The 15,679-nt window shown below is 59.0% G+C and carries 16 protein-coding genes and 2 pseudogenes; 10 read left to right on the forward strand and 8 right to left on the reverse strand.

Translation table 11 applies throughout. The features are described 5' to 3' along the window. Position 1: 1 nt before the first annotated feature. Positions 2–187, reverse strand: a pseudogene (locus NKI79_RS22905) (LysR family transcriptional regulator); the annotation flags it as partial. Positions 188–360: 173 nt separating this feature from the next. On the opposite strand from NKI79_RS22905, the gene NKI79_RS22910 reads away from it, so the two are divergent. The 9 genes from NKI79_RS22910 to NKI79_RS22950 all read left to right on the forward strand — a co-directional run bounded on the left by NKI79_RS22910 (position 361) and on the right by NKI79_RS22950 (position 8,055). Further along, positions 361–1,122, forward strand: a complete 762-nt coding sequence (locus NKI79_RS22910; RefSeq protein WP_352804694.1) for a gluconate 2-dehydrogenase subunit 3 family protein — start codon at positions 361–363, stop codon at positions 1,120–1,122. A gap of 27 nt (positions 1,123–1,149) precedes the next feature. Beyond that, on the forward strand, positions 1,150–2,919 hold the full coding sequence (locus NKI79_RS22915; protein ID WP_352804697.1) for a GMC family oxidoreductase: 1,770 nt from the start codon (positions 1,150–1,152) through the stop codon (positions 2,917–2,919). Positions 2,920–3,028: 109 nt separating this feature from the next. Continuing rightward, a complete protein-coding gene (locus NKI79_RS22920) occupies positions 3,029–3,436 on the forward strand; it encodes a c-type cytochrome (RefSeq protein ID WP_352804699.1) in 408 nt (135 codons plus the stop codon). Positions 3,437–3,472: 36 nt separating this feature from the next. Further along, a complete protein-coding gene (locus tag NKI79_RS22925) occupies positions 3,473–3,697 on the forward strand; it encodes a hypothetical protein (RefSeq protein ID WP_352804702.1) in 225 nt (74 codons plus the stop codon). After that, on the forward strand, positions 3,694–4,065 hold the full coding sequence (locus NKI79_RS22930) for a DUF488 domain-containing protein (RefSeq protein ID WP_352804704.1): 372 nt from the start codon (positions 3,694–3,696) through the stop codon (positions 4,063–4,065). The genes NKI79_RS22925 and NKI79_RS22930 overlap by 4 nt, the downstream gene beginning before the upstream one ends. 136 nt (positions 4,066–4,201) lie before the next feature. After that, the gene (gene fsa / locus NKI79_RS22935; protein ID WP_352804706.1) at positions 4,202–4,858 is read left to right on the forward strand and encodes a fructose-6-phosphate aldolase; all 657 of its coding nucleotides are present in this window, start codon (positions 4,202–4,204) and stop codon (positions 4,856–4,858) included. A gap of 259 nt (positions 4,859–5,117) precedes the next feature. Beyond that, the gene (locus tag NKI79_RS22940; RefSeq protein ID WP_352804708.1) at positions 5,118–6,653 is read left to right on the forward strand and encodes an FAD-dependent oxidoreductase; all 1,536 of its coding nucleotides are present in this window, start codon (positions 5,118–5,120) and stop codon (positions 6,651–6,653) included. An 86-nt stretch (positions 6,654–6,739) separates the two neighbouring features. Further along, positions 6,740–7,033: a hypothetical protein gene (locus tag NKI79_RS22945; RefSeq protein WP_352804709.1), complete on the forward strand. Its 294-nt coding sequence runs from the start codon at positions 6,740–6,742 to the stop codon at positions 7,031–7,033. Positions 7,034–7,236: 203 nt separating this feature from the next. After that, entirely contained in the window at positions 7,237–8,055 is an 819-nt protein-coding gene (locus tag NKI79_RS22950; RefSeq protein WP_352804711.1) for a universal stress protein, read from the forward strand. A gap of 125 nt (positions 8,056–8,180) precedes the next feature. Here the strand turns inward: NKI79_RS22950 and NKI79_RS22955 are convergent, their stop codons facing one another. The 3 genes and pseudogenes from NKI79_RS22955 to NKI79_RS22965 form a co-directional block, all read right to left on the reverse strand. Beyond that, positions 8,181–8,762: a Tim44/TimA family putative adaptor protein gene (locus tag NKI79_RS22955; RefSeq protein WP_352804713.1), complete on the reverse strand. Its 582-nt coding sequence runs from the start codon at positions 8,760–8,762 to the stop codon at positions 8,181–8,183. A gap of 96 nt (positions 8,763–8,858) precedes the next feature. Then, positions 8,859–10,421 (reverse strand): annotated as a pseudogene (gene ctaD / locus NKI79_RS22960) (cytochrome c oxidase subunit I); the annotation flags it as partial. A gap of 135 nt (positions 10,422–10,556) precedes the next feature. Beyond that, on the reverse strand, positions 10,557–11,231 hold the full coding sequence (locus tag NKI79_RS22965) for a 5-formyltetrahydrofolate cyclo-ligase (RefSeq protein ID WP_352804718.1): 675 nt from the start codon (positions 11,229–11,231) through the stop codon (positions 10,557–10,559). Positions 11,232–11,344: 113 nt separating this feature from the next. Between NKI79_RS22965 and NKI79_RS22970 the strand changes: the two genes are divergently transcribed. Beyond that, positions 11,345–12,190, forward strand: coding sequence for a LysR family transcriptional regulator (locus NKI79_RS22970; RefSeq protein ID WP_352804720.1), 846 nt, complete (start codon positions 11,345–11,347; stop codon positions 12,188–12,190). Positions 12,191–12,277: 87 nt separating this feature from the next. Here the strand turns inward: NKI79_RS22970 and NKI79_RS22975 are convergent, their stop codons facing one another. The 4 genes from NKI79_RS22975 to NKI79_RS22990 form a co-directional block, all read right to left on the reverse strand. After that, positions 12,278–12,406 carry a hypothetical protein gene (locus NKI79_RS22975; protein WP_352480139.1) on the reverse strand — a complete coding sequence of 43 codons (129 nt, stop codon included), beginning with the start codon at positions 12,404–12,406 and terminating at the stop codon, positions 12,278–12,280. Positions 12,407–12,585: 179 nt separating this feature from the next. Beyond that, positions 12,586–12,987, reverse strand: coding sequence for a GreA/GreB family elongation factor (locus tag NKI79_RS22980; protein ID WP_352804722.1), 402 nt, complete (start codon positions 12,985–12,987; stop codon positions 12,586–12,588). 160 nt (positions 12,988–13,147) lie between these two features. After that, positions 13,148–13,612: a nucleoside diphosphate kinase regulator gene (gene rnk / locus NKI79_RS22985; RefSeq protein ID WP_352480137.1), complete on the reverse strand. Its 465-nt coding sequence runs from the start codon at positions 13,610–13,612 to the stop codon at positions 13,148–13,150. 1,287 nt (positions 13,613–14,899) lie between these two features. Beyond that, complete coding sequence (locus tag NKI79_RS22990; protein ID WP_352804725.1) at positions 14,900–15,325, reverse strand: YidB family protein; 426 nt, start codon at positions 15,323–15,325, stop codon at positions 14,900–14,902. Positions 15,326–15,679 lie beyond the last annotated feature (354 nt).

Consider the following 15,679-nt stretch of genomic DNA (forward strand, 5'->3'; position numbering starts at 1 on the left):
CGGTCAGCGAAGCTCCGCCTTTGTGGCGAACAAAAAGTGTGCGGCCCAGTTGCTGCTCGAGGTTGCGGATTCATGCGCTTACGGTCGTCTGGGCGACATTCAAGCGCTCCGAGGCCCGAATAAAACTCCCTGTCGAAACGATCTCGATAAAAGTGCGGGCGAGCTCAATATCCATAGGTAATAGCATAAAAATTGCGTTTAAATGTCAATCAAATTCGTTTGCTAGATACTTAGCTCCAGCACTAGGCTCGAAGAATTCCACCAAGCCTAGCGCTGGATGCTGCGCAGCGCCGGTTGGAGCGGGCGCAAGCTCTCTCCATCCTCCCACATCGTTTTGCCTGCAGCGTCACAGGAGAAATCATGTCGACGAGAGAAAAGAGCCAAGGCGATGTGGGGCGTCGCGACTTTCTGAAGCTGTTCGGCGCGGCTGGCGCGGCCGCGAGTACACTACCGCTTGGAGGATCCGCATCGGCGGACGAAATGGTGGCCGCGACGGCCGATACAAAACATCATCGCGGAACCGCCGCCACCGAACCTCAAGCTGGAGGCTCTGGCTATGAATTCTTCAATGTGGACGAATCCGCCTTCATCGAGGCAGCGATCGACACGCTCATTCCCAGCGATTCAACCGGCCCCGGCGCCAAGGAACTCGGCGTTGCGATCTACATCGATCGGCAAATGGCCGGCGGATACGGCAAGGGCGACCGGCTGTATCTGGAAGGGCCGTTCGGCGAGGGCACGCCAGAACAAGGCTATCAATTGCTGATGACGCCATCGGAATTGATCCGGGCCGGCATCGCCGACGTCAGTGCCTATGTGCAGAAAAACCACAAGAGCACTTTCGAGAACCTTTTGGCAAAAGATCGTGTCGCGGTGATGAGCGAACTCGAGGGCAAGATGGTCGAGCTTCCAACAGTGCCAACCGAAACGTTCTTCGGGCTTCTGCTCCAGCTCACGATCGAGGGTTATTTCGCCGACCCGATGTATGGCGGAAACAAGGATGGCGCGGCGTGGAAGATGATCGGCTTCCCAGGCGCCGACGCCATGTACATGGACAAGATCGAACCGTTTCGGAACAAGCCCTACGCGGCCGATCCGAAGGGCATACAGGATCTCATTTAATTCACGCAATAAAAAGGAGACTCTAACATGGCCACCAAACTCAACGCGGTCGATGTCCTGATTGTCGGTCTTGGGTGGACAGGCGGCATCATTGCCAAGGAGCTTGCATCGACAAAGCTGAAAATCGTCGCCCTTGAGCGGGGAGGCCCGCGTGACACCAATCCGGATTTCATCGACCCGCAGATCCATGACGAGTTGCGCTACGCCGCCCGCTACGACCTCATGCAGAACGTGCGGCGGGAAACCATCACATTCCGCAATAATGAATCGCAGACGGCGCTGCCGATGCGTCAACTCGGCTCGTTCCTGCCCGGCCAGGGCGTCGGCGGCGCCGGCGTGCACTGGAATGGCGTGACCTGGCGCTGGCTAGAATGGGATCATCAGGCACGCACCCGGACGGTCGACAAATACGGCGAAAAGCTCGTCCCTTCGGATATGCACCTGCAGGATTGGCCGATCACCTATGACGATCTCGAGCCCTACTACGACAAGTTCGAAAAAACCTGCGGCACCTCCGGCAAGGCCGGCAATATTAACGGTCGGAAGATCGATGGTGGCAATATCTTCGAGGGATCGCGAAAGGCCGAGTACCCCAATCCGCCGATGATTGCCGCGCAGAGCATGGTGATGTTCGAGAAGGCGGCTCGCAATCTCGGCTACCACCCTTTCCCCAACCCATCGTCAAACGCGTCGCGGGATTACATCAATCCGGATGGCGTGGCCTTCGGCCAGTGTCACTACTGTGGCTTCTGCGAACGTTTCGGCTGCGAGGCGAATGCCAAGGCGAGCCCGCATTTTACCGTCATCCCGCTGGCGTTGGAGAACCCGAATTTCGAACTGCGCACCAACTCGATCGTGCTAAAGGTCAATCTCGACTCGACCAGCAAGAAGGCGGTCAGCGTCACCTATCTCGACGCACGCGGGCGCGAATTCGAACAGCCTGCCGACCTCATCATCCTGTCGGCCTATGCGCTCGGCAACGTCAACCTGTTGCTGCATTCGGGGATTGGCGTGCCCTATGACCCGGCAACGGGAAAGGGCGTGGTCGGCCGCAACTATGCCTATCAGTGCGGTGGCGGAGCTACCGCCTTCTTCGACAAGAAAACCATCCTGAATCGTTTCATGGGCGCCGGCGCACTCGGCACCTGTATGGATGATTTCAACGGCGATAACTACGATTTCGAGAAGGCCGGCTACATCGGTGGCGGCGGCATCAGCTGCAGCAACTCGGGTGCCAGGCCGATCCAGTCGCATCCAACACCGCGCGGCACGCCGCGCTGGGGCTCCGACTGGAAGGAGGCAGTGGTCGACAATTATGACCACGCGGCCGGCGTTGGCAATCAAGGCGCCGTGATGGCCTACCGACAGAACTATCTAAGTCTCGATCCGACCTACACCGACGTCTTTGGGCGTCCGCTGATGAGGATGACGTTCGACTTCCAAGACAACGAGGTAAAGCAGATGAACGGTCAGGCCGACATCTGCGTGACAATCGCCAAGGAGATGGGTGCGACCAAGGTCGATCGGAGCATTCCCCCCGTGCCTTATTCGATCGTGCCTTATCAGAGCACGCACAACACAGGCGGGGCAGTTTTCGGAGCTGACCCAAGCACCAGCGTTCTGAACAAATATCTTCAGGTCTGGGATGTTCCAAACGTATTCGTCACCGGTGCCTGTGTGTTTCCTCAGAACGCCGGGAAGAACCCGACCGGACCGGTAGGTGCTCTTGCCTACTGGGCGGCGGAGGCGATCAAGAACCAATATCTGAAGAACCCCGGCCCACTGGTTCCCTCCTGAGGCAACGTCTGCCGGATCCGCGATTTGGATCCGGCAAGGTGTGTGATCCCGATATTGCCAGGGGCGGACTTGGCGAAAACCAAGCCGCCGCTCATTGAAAGCAGCAACCATGAAATCGACCATGCTTGGATTGGCGACCGCGATTCTCACTGCAGTCGGTTCGGCCCATGCGCAGGATTCATCCCCCGGCAACGCCGAAGCCGGTGCCGTCGTCTTCAGGAGGTGCATGGCCTGCCACAAGGTCGGCCCTGACGCACAAAACGGGGTAGGTCCGGTTTTGAACGGCGTCGTCGGCCGAGCGGCCGGTGGGTATCCCGATTACAGCTATTCCTCGGCGAACAAGAATTCGGGTCTGACCTGGGATGAACCGACGCTGACGACCTATCTGAGGGCGCCGCGCAAGCTGGTGCCGGGCACAAAGATGGCGTTTGCCGGTCTCAGCAAGGACCAGGAGATCGCCGACGTCATCGCCTATCTGAAACCATTCAACGCTCAGGGCCAGAAGGTCGGCCCCTGAATCAGACGGGAACCTGTCCCTGGGCAAAGTGCAACCGTGATGAAATTTCTCCTGCACAAGGGTCTGGGAGATTCCACGATCCAACAGATCGGTAGCTACCTGCGTAGCCGCGGCGCGGGCCATCACTGGATCGAGCGATATCGCGGCGACATCTTCGTATTCGTGTCGGATGCGGTCGACGAAGAAATCCTGAGAAGCAAATTCGCCAGCCTTCTCGATGCCGTCAACGACATAGACACGGACGGGACTCGACCTCGATGAGCGAAAAAATCTTCAACGAGAGAGTAAAGTTGAAACGGGCATATGAGAGCCCGGCCGCCGACGACGGCATTCGCGTGCTGATTGACCGGCTTTGGCCGCGCGGGGTCAAGAAGACCGAAGCAGCGATCGACTATTGGATGAAGGAACTCGCGCCAAGCACCGAGCTTCGGAAATGGTTCGGACACGATCCAGCACGCTGGGAGGAATTCCGCCAGCGATATGCGGCGGAAATCCATGAGCATCGCGATGTGCTCGACCGACTACGCGATCTGCTACGGCAAGGCGCCGTCACACTCGTCTACGCGGCTCATGACGAGGCTCACAACGATGCCGTCGTCCTTAGAGAGGTTTTGCTGAAACATCGATGAAACGGCGCGCCCCTCCTCCACTGCCGAAGACACTGGCTTGCGGTCTCGACAGCGACAACAAACCCGTTTCTCCGGAACCAAACCAAGGAAAATCCATCCGATCATCGATGGGCGCGTTCAGTTGAGGAGAAGAACAATGAAATTCTTTGTCGATACAGCCGACATTGCTGAAATTCGCGAGCTTGCCGCCGCTGGCATTCTCGACGGGGTGACCACAAACCCGTCCCTTATCGCAAAGACCGGCCGACCGATCAGGGATGTGATAAAAGAGATTTGCCAAACAATTGAGGGCCCAGTTTCGGCAGAGGTCACCGCGACCGGCTTCGACGGCATGATCGCCGAGGGAGAGCGTTTGGCCGGCATTGCCGGCAATGTGGCCGTCAAGGTGCCATCGACCTGGGATGGATTCAGGGCTTGCCGGGCGCTCAGTCAGGTTGGGCACAAGGTCAATGTCACCCTGTGCTTTTCAGCCAACCAGGCACTGCTCGCAGCCAAGGCAGGCGCGACCTTCATTTCGCCCTTCGTCGGCAGGCTCGACGATCTCGGTCTGGACGGCATGGAAGTGATCCGAGAAATCTGCACGATATACGACAACGACAAATCCTTCACCACGGAAATCCTGGCGTCCTCGATTCGCACGCCTCTCCATGTCAAACAGGCGGCGATCGCAGGCGCCGATATCGCAACCGTACCACCAGCGGTACTCAGAAACCTCGCCAAACACCCACTCACCGACAAGGGCCTCGAGTCCTTTCTCGCCGACTGGGGTAAGACGGGGCAAGCGATTCTGTAATTGCCCGCAGTGGAATGGCTGAGGAAGCCACCATAAAAATTGCACTCAATTACCGATTAAATTCGTTTGCATGATACTGGAGACGGCGGGAAACTGCAGTGTGAAAACCACTCGGCCCATTGCGTCACGTGGTCGGAATGTTTGGCGCAAGTGGTGCTGAGAATCCGAAGGCGCACTAGCCAGGCAGAACGTATCCCCAGTGGGGATTGTCGCTTCGCCGTACGAGCGATTTTGACATCGGATCGCCAAGGAGAAGACGATGGCTGAAGGCCATACCAAATTAAACGGGCCGGATCTGGTCCAGGGGATCGCGTTCTCGGATCTTCCCGATGGCGGAAAGCTCGTCGGCCATTGCGGCGACGAACAGGTGTTGCTGGTGCGCCGCGGGACTGAGGCCTTCGCCATCGGGGCGACTTGCACACATTACGGCGGGCCGCTTGTCGATGGTCTTGTGGTGGAGGATACCGTCCGCTGTCCTTGGCATCACGCGTGCTTCGATTTGCGTACGGGCGAGGCCTTGCGAGCGCCTGCCTTCAATCCACTCGCGTGCTGGTCGGTGCAACAGCGAGATGGCCGGATATTTGTCGGCGAGAAACTCAAACGGACGGCACCGAGGCCGCGCGACGGAAGCGCTGGCCAGGCCCCCGAGAAAATCGTCATTGTCGGTGGCGGCGCGGCTGGTTTTGCTGCGGCCGAAACACTGCGGCGCGAGCAGTACCAGGGCAGAATCGTCATGATCAGCGATGACCAAGCACCGCCCGTCGACCGGCCGAACCTCTCCAAGGACTACCTCGCCGGAAAGGCACCGGAAGATTGGATTCCGCTCCGCGGGGGGAAGTTCTATTCAAAAAACAACATCGACCTGCGTCTCGATACGAAGGCCGTTCATATCGACCTGCATTCCCGCGAGGTTGTCCTCGCGGATGAGGGCAGGATTCCTTACGACAGGCTACTCCTTGCAACTGGAGCCGAACCGGTGCGCCTGACCATACCCGGCGCCGACCAGCCACACGTACACACGCTGCGCTCGTTCGCAGATTCCAAGGCAATTATCGAGCGATCCACGACTGCGCGACGCGCCGTCGTCCTTGGCGCCAGTTTCATTGGCCTGGAAGTTGCCGCGGCCCTGCGCTCGCGCGATATCGACGTTCATGTCGTGGCGCCAGATAAGCGACCCATGGACCGGGTCCTGGGTCCGCAAATGGGCGACTTCATCCGCGCCCTCCATGAGGAGAACGGCATTGTTTTCCATCTCGAGGACACCGCGAGCAGCATCGACGGCAGCAAGGTGAAACTCGGCAGTGGCGATACGTTGGCGGCGGATTTCGTCGTCGTCGGCATCGGTGTGCGGCCGCGGACAGGGCTTGCCGAAACGGCGGGGCTTATCCTTGATCGCGGTGTCGTCGTGAACGCCTTTTTGGAGACGAGCGCACCAGGGATATTCGCGGCCGGCGACATTGCGCGGTGGCCAGATCCTCGCAGTGGCGAGAACATTCGGGTCGAGCATTGGGTGGTTGCCGAGAGGCAGGGGCGAACCGCGGCGCTCAACATGCTCGGCCATCGCGAGAAATTCGTCGCCGTGCCTTTCTTCTGGAGCCAGCATTATGATGTTCCCATCAACTATGTCGGCCATGCCGCGCAATGGGACGAGATCGTGGTCGATGGAGATATCATTGCCAAGGATTGCCTGCTCCGCTTCAAGCGCGAAGGGCGCACGCTGGCTGTCGCTTCGATTTTCCGCGACATCGAAAGTCTAGAGGCCGAGGCGGAAATGGAGCGCCAAATGGCAACCTAGCAAGCGCTCTCGGGCACCGCGATCCGGAGAGAGCTCAACCAGCATGGCGGAGCGGTGTGTCGTCGTGAACGAAAGGAGTTCGACTTATGTCCATAGTGCAACAGGAACTTAACACCAACGGTTTGCGCACGGCTGCGCCCGCTCAGCATTATTCAAAGATCGTCGAGTTCGCAAAGGAGGTTGCCAGGAAAGCGTCCGATGAGACGCCGACCTCGGTTGAGATATTCTCGGACAGCGGCCACTGGTACTGCCGGGTCCGTCGTGGCGATGAAAAGACTCGGCCGATGGGTCCCTATACCAAACAACAGGCTGAGCGGATCCAGGAAGTTCGGAGAATGCTGATCGCCAAAAGAGGTACCGCTCGGATCATGTTCGAGTAGGGCGAGGACCTTCACGATCTCGCCGGCCGGCGCACTTCTCACGACAACGATCGTTCGTAATCAGTTTTTTGAAAACTTTGCGAGGCAGACCTCCGGCTTTTGAGGGTTGCCGCATTGCGAAGCCGCGTTTCGCGGCAGGGCGTCTGTTGACGTTTCCCCTTTGCCGAGCCGGCATCATCTCCAATCCATGGAAGGAAAGCCCAATGGGCTACAAGTCAATCGTTCTCAATCTCGACATCGACGGCATGGTCGCTCCTGTTATCAAGCTCGGTGTCGATCTGGCCCACCGCTTCGATGCGCGCCTGATTGGTCTCTCGGCTGCCGACGTTCCGCCGCCTGTTGTACTGGAAGGAGGAGTGGCCTTCGAAGGAGAGAGCATGATGCGCCAGCGGAAGAACATCGAGCGACGAATTGAGGATCTCCGCGCCGAGTTCGAAGGCCTTGCTGGCGCAAAGGTTGATACGGAATGGCGTGGGGCTGTGGGCAATCCGACCCGCTTGCTGATCGACTCGGCGCGCATGGCCGATCTCATCGTCACAGCGTCGCCCGAGGGCGCCTCGTCTGGCAACGTTCATCGGTCCACAGATCTCGGCAACCTGATCCTTCAGGCGGGGCGACCTGTACTGGTCACCTCGACCAACCAGGAAAATTTCCGAATCAACAAGGTTCTTGTCGGGTGGAAGGACACGCGTGAAGCCAGGCGCGCGGTTGCTGATGCCATGCCCTTTTTGCAAATGGCTCAGGAGGTTCGTGTAATCACGATCAACAATGACGCGACCGAAACCTGGAACAGCCTGAACAATGTTGTCGCCTTCCTTTCTTTTCACGGCGTAAAGGCGAAGGCGGAAGTGTTTCCGGAAAAATCCGATGGTGGAACGATCGCCGATGTGGCCGACGCGGTGCATGCGGATTTGATCATATCCGGCGCCTACGGCCATAGCAGGTTCACGGAGTGGATCTTTGGCGGCGCTACCCGCTCGCTGCTTGAAAATGATCGACTGAACCGGGTCCTGTCAAATTGATCGTGAGACGCAACTTAGTGGATGCGCATTGTCAAAAGCTGACAAATCCGTGCAGGCTGCCGGGTTGACCGCCCGTCAATTGTGACTCGGCTGCCAGGCAGGCTTATCGGAAGAGCACATACTCGTTACTCGCCTTCCGTGGCGATCAACATCCAATTGCGCGTCGTTGACGGGGTTTCACAGGCGAACGTCCACGTATCGATCACCTCAATGACCTGCTGGGGATCGCCAGCGACGATCACATCGTTGGCCGAGCGTGTAACGCTGACCACGTCGGAAACGAAGCGAACGACAATCTCAGCGGTACCATTCTCGTCGATAGCGTCGATGACCTTTGCTTCGCTCGTGCCGATGAACGTCAACTGAAGCATCTCCTCTCGAAGCCGACGTTCGGCGATCGCTCGCTCGAAGGTATCGAGCACTTCCGGCCCGACAAGGCGCTTCAACGTTTGGATCTCGCCGTCCGCATAAGCCCGCAGGATAAGTTCATAGGCCGTCTTGGCACCGGCCAGAAACGCGGCAAGGTCGAAATTCGGGTCGATCTCTCGCATCACATCTAAGGGCGTGCCTGCGGAGGAAGTGTTTTCGATCCTGCCGGTTCGTTGCTCTGCGGGCGCATCTTCCCGCTTGGCCTTGTCGTCGCCCGAGCGCGGCAGAAGTTGGCCCCAACTGCTTAGCAATGCCCAATAAAACGCGATGATCGCCACGATCAGGATCTGGTTGTTTGGATCTGTGGTCTCGGTCATGACGTTCGCCCGACAGAATGTCGAAGCAGGCGCCGGTTCGGAACCGGAGCTGAATTTTTAGACAATGCGCGGCAGGCGTTCCCATTGATGGAAGGGCGGCGGCGACTGCAGCTGCCATTCGAGCGTGGTCGCCCCTTCGCCCCATGGATTGGCGACAGCTTGACGTTTGCGGGTGAAGGCCTCCGCAACCGTGACAAAGAAGAGGACAAGTCCGGCCGTTGAAATGTAGGACCCGATGGACGACACGAAATTCCAGCCGGCGAAAGCGTCGGGATAGTCGGCATAGCGCCGCGGCATGCCGGCCATGCCGAGAAAATGCTGCGGGAAAAAGACCAGGTTGACGCCAATGAACATCACCCAGAAATGCAGCTTGCCCATCGTTTCGTTGTACATATAGCCGGTCATCTTCGGGAACCAGTAATAGAAGCCGGCGAAGATGGCGAAGACCGCGCCCAAAGACAGCACATAATGAAAGTGGGCGACCACAAAATAGGTGTCGTGATACACGCGGTCGATACCAGGATTTGCAACCATGATGCCGGTTACGCCGCCGATGGTGAACAGCAGGACGAAACCGAGAGCCCACTGCATCGGTGTCTTGAAGTCTATCGATCCTCCCCACATAGTCGCTAGCCAGGAAAACACCTTCACGCCGGTTGGAACGGCGATGACCATCGAGGCGAAGGCGAAGTAACGCTGGGTGTCCACCGACAGGCCGGTCGTATACATATGATGCGCCCACACGACGAAGCCGATCGCGGCGATCGCCACCATCGCATAGGCCATGCCGAGATAGCCGAAGATCGGCTTCCTGGCGAAGGTCGAGATGACATGGCTGATGATGCCGAAGCCGGGTAGAATCATGATGTAGACTTCGGGATGGCCAAAGAACCAGAACAGATGCTGGTAGAGGATCGGATCACCGCCGCCGGCGGGCGCGAAGAAGGTCGTCCCGAAATTGCGATCGGTCAAAAGCATGGTGATGGCGCCGGCGAGTACCGGCAGCGACATCAGAAGCATGAAGGCAGTAACCAGCATCGACCAGGCGAACAGAGGCATCTTGTGCATCGTCATGCCAGGCGCGCGCATATTGAAGATGGTGGTGATGAAGTTGATAGCGCCAAGGATCGAAGAGGCACCCGACAGGTGGATTGACAGAATCACGAGGTCGACCGCGGGGCCTGGCTGGCCATCAGTCGACAAGGGCGGGTAGAGCGTCCAGCCGCCGCCATGGCCAAGCGTGCCGGGCGCTCCCGGAACGAACATCGAGGTGATGAAGAGGATAAATGACATCACCAGCAGCCAGAACGAGATGTTGTTCAAGCGGGGAAAAGCCATGTCGGGGGCGCCAATCATGATCGGCACCATCCAGTTGCCGAAGCCACCAATCAGTGCCGGCATTAGGACGAAAAAGATCATGACCAGTCCGTGGGCACTGACGACGAGGTTGTAGACCCCCGGATCGCCAAATATCTGCAGGCCCGGCTCCTGCAACTCCATGCGGATCAATACGGAAAGCGCTGTACCGAAAGCCCCGGCCATGATCGAGAACAGCAGGTAAAGCGTCCCGATATCCTTGTGGTTGGTGGAGAACAGCCACCTGATGACAAACCGGGGCTTGCGATCGTCCAAGGCTGTGGCTGGATCAGACACGATGTGCTTCCTGCTCTTCACTGTTGGCAGGCAAGCCGACTCAACGATGGACGGCATCTGCAATCGGCCGCCACAAGGGGATCAGGCCTTGCCTGCACTTACTCATTCATCGGTGACGATCACATCCATCGGAATGTCGTGCGGCTGCGGATAGATCGTCTGGACCCTGCTGCCGGTGTAACCGACGCCTACGACGAAAGGCCGCTTCGGCGCGGCGGCCAGGGTCCGGTCAAAAAAGCCGCCGCCATAGCCCAGGCGATAGTTTGCCTGGTCGAAACCGACAACGGGCGCGATGACCACATCCGGTTGGACGGCAGGTCCATGAGAGGGGATAAGAATATTCCAGACGCCGCGTTCCAGCGGGTCTCCCGGTCCCCAGATGCGAAACTCCAGCGGCCAGCCCTTTTTGATAACGACCGGCAACGCGATCCGCCCGCCGCGCTCGATCACCCGTATCGCCCAGTTGCGAAGGTCCGGCTCGCCTCGAAAGGGCCAGTAGCCGCTGACGATCCGGCCGCTCACCCGGCCGACAGCCAGGTCGAGAGCGGAAGCGATGCGTAAAGACCTCGCAACGCGTTCCTCGGCGTCGACGGCAAGACGCTCGTCGATCAGGCGCTTGCGCTCCGCCTTGCGCCATCGACAGACATCGGGCCATGCGTCCTGGACGACCGACTCGCTGCCGTACCCGAGGACAAGCTCATGCATAAGGCATGGCGGAGAGGCGTATTCTCTCCTCTCCGGGTAAACATCCTCCTGATCAGACATCGCACGCTCCATATCCTTGCAGCGGAAACCCCGCCGATCTGGACGTTGCGCTGCGTAAAACAGGAAGGCAAACGGAATTAAATGCTGTATTAGTGCAAGATTATTGCACTGAACTGGAACCTGTGATGGACATCGACCGCGCACGCACGTTTTTAGAAATCGTCCATTCCGGCAGCTTTCTGAGAGCTGCCGACCGACTCCACGTCACTCAGACAACTGTCAGCGCGCGGATACGCACGCTGGAGGAAGAGCTCGGACGTCAGCTCTTTATCCGCAACCGTAATGGCGCGCAGCTGACGTCGGCGGGCCGGGAGTTCGAGCGGTTTGCCCAGTCATTCGTGCAAATCTGGGAACGGGCACGGCACCAGCTCGCCATCCCATCGGGACGGACAAGCGTCGTTGCCTTGGGCGGAGAGCTCAGTCTATGGAACCCGCTGCTGCTCGACTGGCTGGTCTGGATGAAGAAGGCCAGGCCGGAGATCGCCATCCAAGCCCAAGTCGGCGTGCCGGACCAGCTCCTCGAACAGCTCAGGACTGGCGTTCTGGACATTGCGGTGCTCTATGCGCCGAAGCTGCTGCCGGGTTTCAGGGTAGTTCTTCTCGTCGAGGAGCAGCTCGTCCTGGTTCGGACCACGGACAAAGACGGGGAACCTGTCGGCTCCAAGGACTATGTCTATGTCGATTGGGGGCCGCTGTTTGCGGCCCAGCATGGTGCCAGTTCCTCTGCCTTCGGCGAGCCGGGATTAATGGTCGGCCTTGGCCCGCTTGGGCTGAGCTACATCCTGCGCGCCGGCGGAATGGGTTATTTCCGCAGGGGCGCCGCAGCGCCCCACATCGAGGCGGGGCAGCTCGAGGTCGTGGAAGGCGCGCCGGAATTCACCTATCCGGCCTATGCAGTCTATCCAGAAGCAAGCGAGGCGCGAGCCGACGTGCAGGAGGCGCTACGCGGATTGAAGCAGGTTGTGCAATGATCGTCCCTCCAGGCACGAAGCCACGGTTCGCGTTACTGGAAGGATCGCAAAGACTGCAATGACAAGCTGGTCGGCTTCGTCGGTCATTTACATTTCGATCAAAGCGTAGGCCAGGCCAAAGATTCCGGTCATTAGAACGCCGAAGAATGCCCAGCCTCTCAACGCGGCTCGCACATCTTCCGGCTTGGCGCCTTTCTGGTTGTCGTAATCATCCATAATCAGATCCTAGTTTGTTGGCCTAGACTAGCTTGGTACAGGCAAGGGCTAACGGAATGCTTGTTTATCCGCCTTCACAGCCTTCGGGATAGTCGAGCTTTCAGGCGGCTGACGGGCCCGGGTCGTCGAACCCGGGGTCGAAAGCCGCCATGACTTGCTTTGCCGCGTTGTCTTGCGCCTCATCGGAACGATGGACGATGCGCAGAACCGGTCCGTCCGTTCGCCACGAACCCGGTGCAGCACCCCCCGCCAGCTTCAGTCTCTCGCTGACCTTCGGCCAGACCAAGCAGCGCAAGGCCGCGCGGATTGGTGATCGGCAAAAGCATGCCGACCAGACCGCGCATCTCGTCATGGGCGACGATGCGGGTTTCGGCAGGGCCGTCGTTCACCCGATAAGCCACGCGGGTACTGAGTGTCACGACGGTGGCCGGGATGTCTTCCCGAAACATTACAACCGCGCTCGAAATCTTCCGTTGAAGTATAGTCGAGAAGGCATCGCCGCGGGCAGGGCGGCGCTCCTGCATCACTTCAAGTATCGTGTAGTCCTTGGTGGTCAGTTGGCAGCTATCGATAGTGGACATGGCGCGTCTCCGGCCGGCCCTCTGCAGGGATCCGGCGTCAAGCAATTGATCGGGTGTGGAAAGCTACCCCTGTGCCGGGCCAGGATAGGCCGGCGCAGGGGTCACACTCCCGCGATGAGGCTGCCCGCGTGATTGAGGAGACGGATGGAAACGCCCATGTCTAGACGCCCGCCGCAATTGTCGAAGACGCTGGCACGCGCCGATCAGCTATATCGCCTTCCGGAGCGGGCTGGCTCACCGCAAGCACCGACAGTTCGTGCCGGCGCCCATCGCGCGCAGTCCACATGATCGACTGCCCGGCCGAGAGACCGATCAGGGCCGTGCCGATCGGCGTGAGGATTGAAACCTTGCCTGCGGAGATATCCGCATCGCCAGGAAAAACCAGCGTGACTGTTTTCGCGTCGCCCGTATCGGGCTTGAACGTCACCGACGAACCCATCTGGACGGTGTCAGCGGAGACCGAACCATCGGCGAGGATACGCGCCCGCTCGAGTTCGGCGAGCAGTTCATCGGAAGCCTTCGGATTTCGTACAGCCACAGTGCTCGCAAGCGCCGATAGACGCGCATGATCCGACTGCGAGATGCGGATGTTCGGCTTACGCCCGGTTTTCGTGTTGTTCTGCATTTGGATACTCATATTCTAGTTGGGCCAGCCGTCATCAAAGGTGGCGGGAACTGGCCAATTCGGGAAAATCTTCGTCGATGCACCAAAGCCCAGAGGCGGTGCACCCTACGGATCACATGTTGACTTAGGAGTGTTGCCCCTCGGCTCGGGGCGCATAGCAGCCGAGCCGGGGGTTATGATCCCGCGATGGGACAAACCCGGAAAAGAAAATCGCAACGGATTTTGACGGTGACGTCCATAAAGCTATAGTTGGTGAAGCAATTTCGGAAGTCAAGGCACCGCCTCGGCTATCAAGTTCGGAGCTAGTCAGGGCGAACGTTCAGCAAGGTGCACGCTGATAATTTGCAGCCGCGACGTGCCGCTGTTTTCCGAAGCCGCCTCGCTCGCGGTCGACGGCCACGTCACCGGCGCATCGTGGCGCAACTGGGCGAGTTATGGCGACGCGGTAAGCCTACCTCCCGGCATGCCCGAGTGGCGACGCCACCTTCTCACGGACCCACAGACTTCGGGCGGGTTGCTGGTTGCTTGCGAGACCGACAGCGCAGCGGCGCTCGTCGAGAGGATCGGACGGTAATCCTTCGGCTCGCATCATCGGCCATGCTAGGCCCGGCGCGCCGACAATAGTAGTAGAAGTAGTAGAGGCCTGAACGAATCGGCGAACCTCGTAACGCCCGGCGCTATCCAAAGCATTGGCAGAACGCCTTGTCTTTCTCGGACTGGCGGAAGAAAGACCAAGTGGCACGGGCATAAACCGGGCTGGACGAGCGCTAGTGATAAACGCATCAGGCTGCCTGGGGGCACGCTGAAGGTGAAGAAACCTAGCGAGCTGCGCGTCCGCGAGCGGGAGCTTCGCGTGCCGGTGGTCAGGTCGGATCAATGTACGTCATTGGTGGAAAGATTACCAAAACCCCTCCAAAAAGGCGGATGGATGAGCCGCGTCGTTGATAATCGACAAAGGCGGTCATCGCACGTGGGCGACCGACTTCTCCATCGGCGGTGGTAGACTACTATCGTTTGCTCGCACCAGGGTACCCCAAGCCCCCGCCCAGCTTGGTGCGACGCGTGACCGCCCGCCGCGCCTCGCGCTCGGCGGGTTTGTCATTTCGTCGCGGTGCCCTTTTCCGCCCGGTAAGGGGTGGTATCCAGCGACTGGCTGGTCGGATGACCACTTTCTCCTTATTGCTAAGGGGCCGCCATTTAAGGACCAAATTCGCAACAATTTCCGCACCGCGTGGTTGCGATCGAAAAGCGACCCGGGATGACCTAGCTGTCGGTGGCGAGGTGGCGCTAAGTACGACCAGTCCTTGGGACCTCGTCCAGGAGATTTGGACCTTTGCTCGCTGGCAACTGACCCTCGGGCGTAAGCTTGTCCACTGCGTCGGGGAGTTCTCTAGTGAGCCGGTCGATAAGCTCGTCGTGGGACAATCCTGTTTGCTCGGCAAGATCGTCCAATGTTTGCGGGTCGATTGCCTTCTCAACCTGTTCGCGCTGAACGGGCCGGTTTGATCCCTTGCTTACCCACGAATCAACTTCGTCGCCCGCACCTGCATTCCTGAGGCGGTCCAGGATGTCGCCGAGGCCGCCGGGGGAGCCACCGCTAGCGTTGGGATCGGTCGATTTCCTGCCAGCGATCAACTCGCCGATCTTGTCCCTGTTCTTGTAGGCAAGCAGGCCGAGCAACGCTATGGCGACCTTTCCTATGTCAAGGCTCATTTCGCATCTCCTTCCACAAGAAGCAAAAGCCATGCGCTTTTGAAAGGTTCCACGGTTCGGTCTCCCACCGGGAATTCCGAGCTATATTTAGCATCTGCGGAATTTTCGGCCTTTTCGCGTGTTGGTACTTTGTACTCCGGCCAGACAGCAAATTGTGCCAGCTGCCGGTCGCACTTGGCCCGTCGGCTTCGCTCGGCGGGCTTTTCGTTGTCTTGGGTGGAAAACCCGCCTGCGACGATGGTTCGATCAGTAGCACTATTCGCCCAGATCGGGCCTCGCATAGGAGAGCGCCGCTTGGCCATCGAGAAGCAAAGACACGACAGAGCGTATGTCAGACACGGGCGCTGATCGACG

It is taken from the genome of Mesorhizobium sp. M0340, from assembly GCF_040321535.1.
In the GTDB taxonomy this organism is placed as follows: Bacteria; Pseudomonadota; Alphaproteobacteria; order Rhizobiales; family Rhizobiaceae; genus Mesorhizobium.

Coding starts and splice junctions, on each gene's coding strand:
- NKI79_RS22990 (WP_352804725.1), bottom strand. CDS start 15,325: ATGAGCCTTGACATAGGAAAGGTCGCCATAGCGTTGCTCGGCCTGCTT.
- NKI79_RS22940 (WP_352804708.1), top strand. CDS start 5,118: ATGGCTGAAGGCCATACCAAATTAAACGGGCCGGATCTGGTCCAGGGG.
- NKI79_RS22975 (WP_352480139.1), bottom strand. CDS start 12,406: ATGGATGATTACGACAACCAGAAAGGCGCCAAGCCGGAAGATGTGCGA.
- NKI79_RS22910 (WP_352804694.1), top strand. CDS start 361: ATGTCGACGAGAGAAAAGAGCCAAGGCGATGTGGGGCGTCGCGACTTT.
- rnk (WP_352480137.1), bottom strand. CDS start 13,612: ATGCAGAACAACACGAAAACCGGGCGTAAGCCGAACATCCGCATCTCG.
- NKI79_RS22970 (WP_352804720.1), top strand. CDS start 11,345: ATGGACATCGACCGCGCACGCACGTTTTTAGAAATCGTCCATTCCGGC.
- NKI79_RS22930 (WP_352804704.1), top strand. CDS start 3,694: ATGAGCGAAAAAATCTTCAACGAGAGAGTAAAGTTGAAACGGGCATAT.
- NKI79_RS22915 (WP_352804697.1), top strand. CDS start 1,150: ATGGCCACCAAACTCAACGCGGTCGATGTCCTGATTGTCGGTCTTGGG.
- NKI79_RS22950 (WP_352804711.1), top strand. CDS start 7,237: ATGGGCTACAAGTCAATCGTTCTCAATCTCGACATCGACGGCATGGTC.
- NKI79_RS22980 (WP_352804722.1), bottom strand. CDS start 12,987: ATGTCCACTATCGATAGCTGCCAACTGACCACCAAGGACTACACGATA.
- fsa (WP_352804706.1), top strand. CDS start 4,202: ATGAAATTCTTTGTCGATACAGCCGACATTGCTGAAATTCGCGAGCTT.
- NKI79_RS22965 (WP_352804718.1), bottom strand. CDS start 11,231: ATGGAGCGTGCGATGTCTGATCAGGAGGATGTTTACCCGGAGAGGAGA.
- NKI79_RS22920 (WP_352804699.1), top strand. CDS start 3,029: ATGAAATCGACCATGCTTGGATTGGCGACCGCGATTCTCACTGCAGTC.
- NKI79_RS22945 (WP_352804709.1), top strand. CDS start 6,740: ATGTCCATAGTGCAACAGGAACTTAACACCAACGGTTTGCGCACGGCT.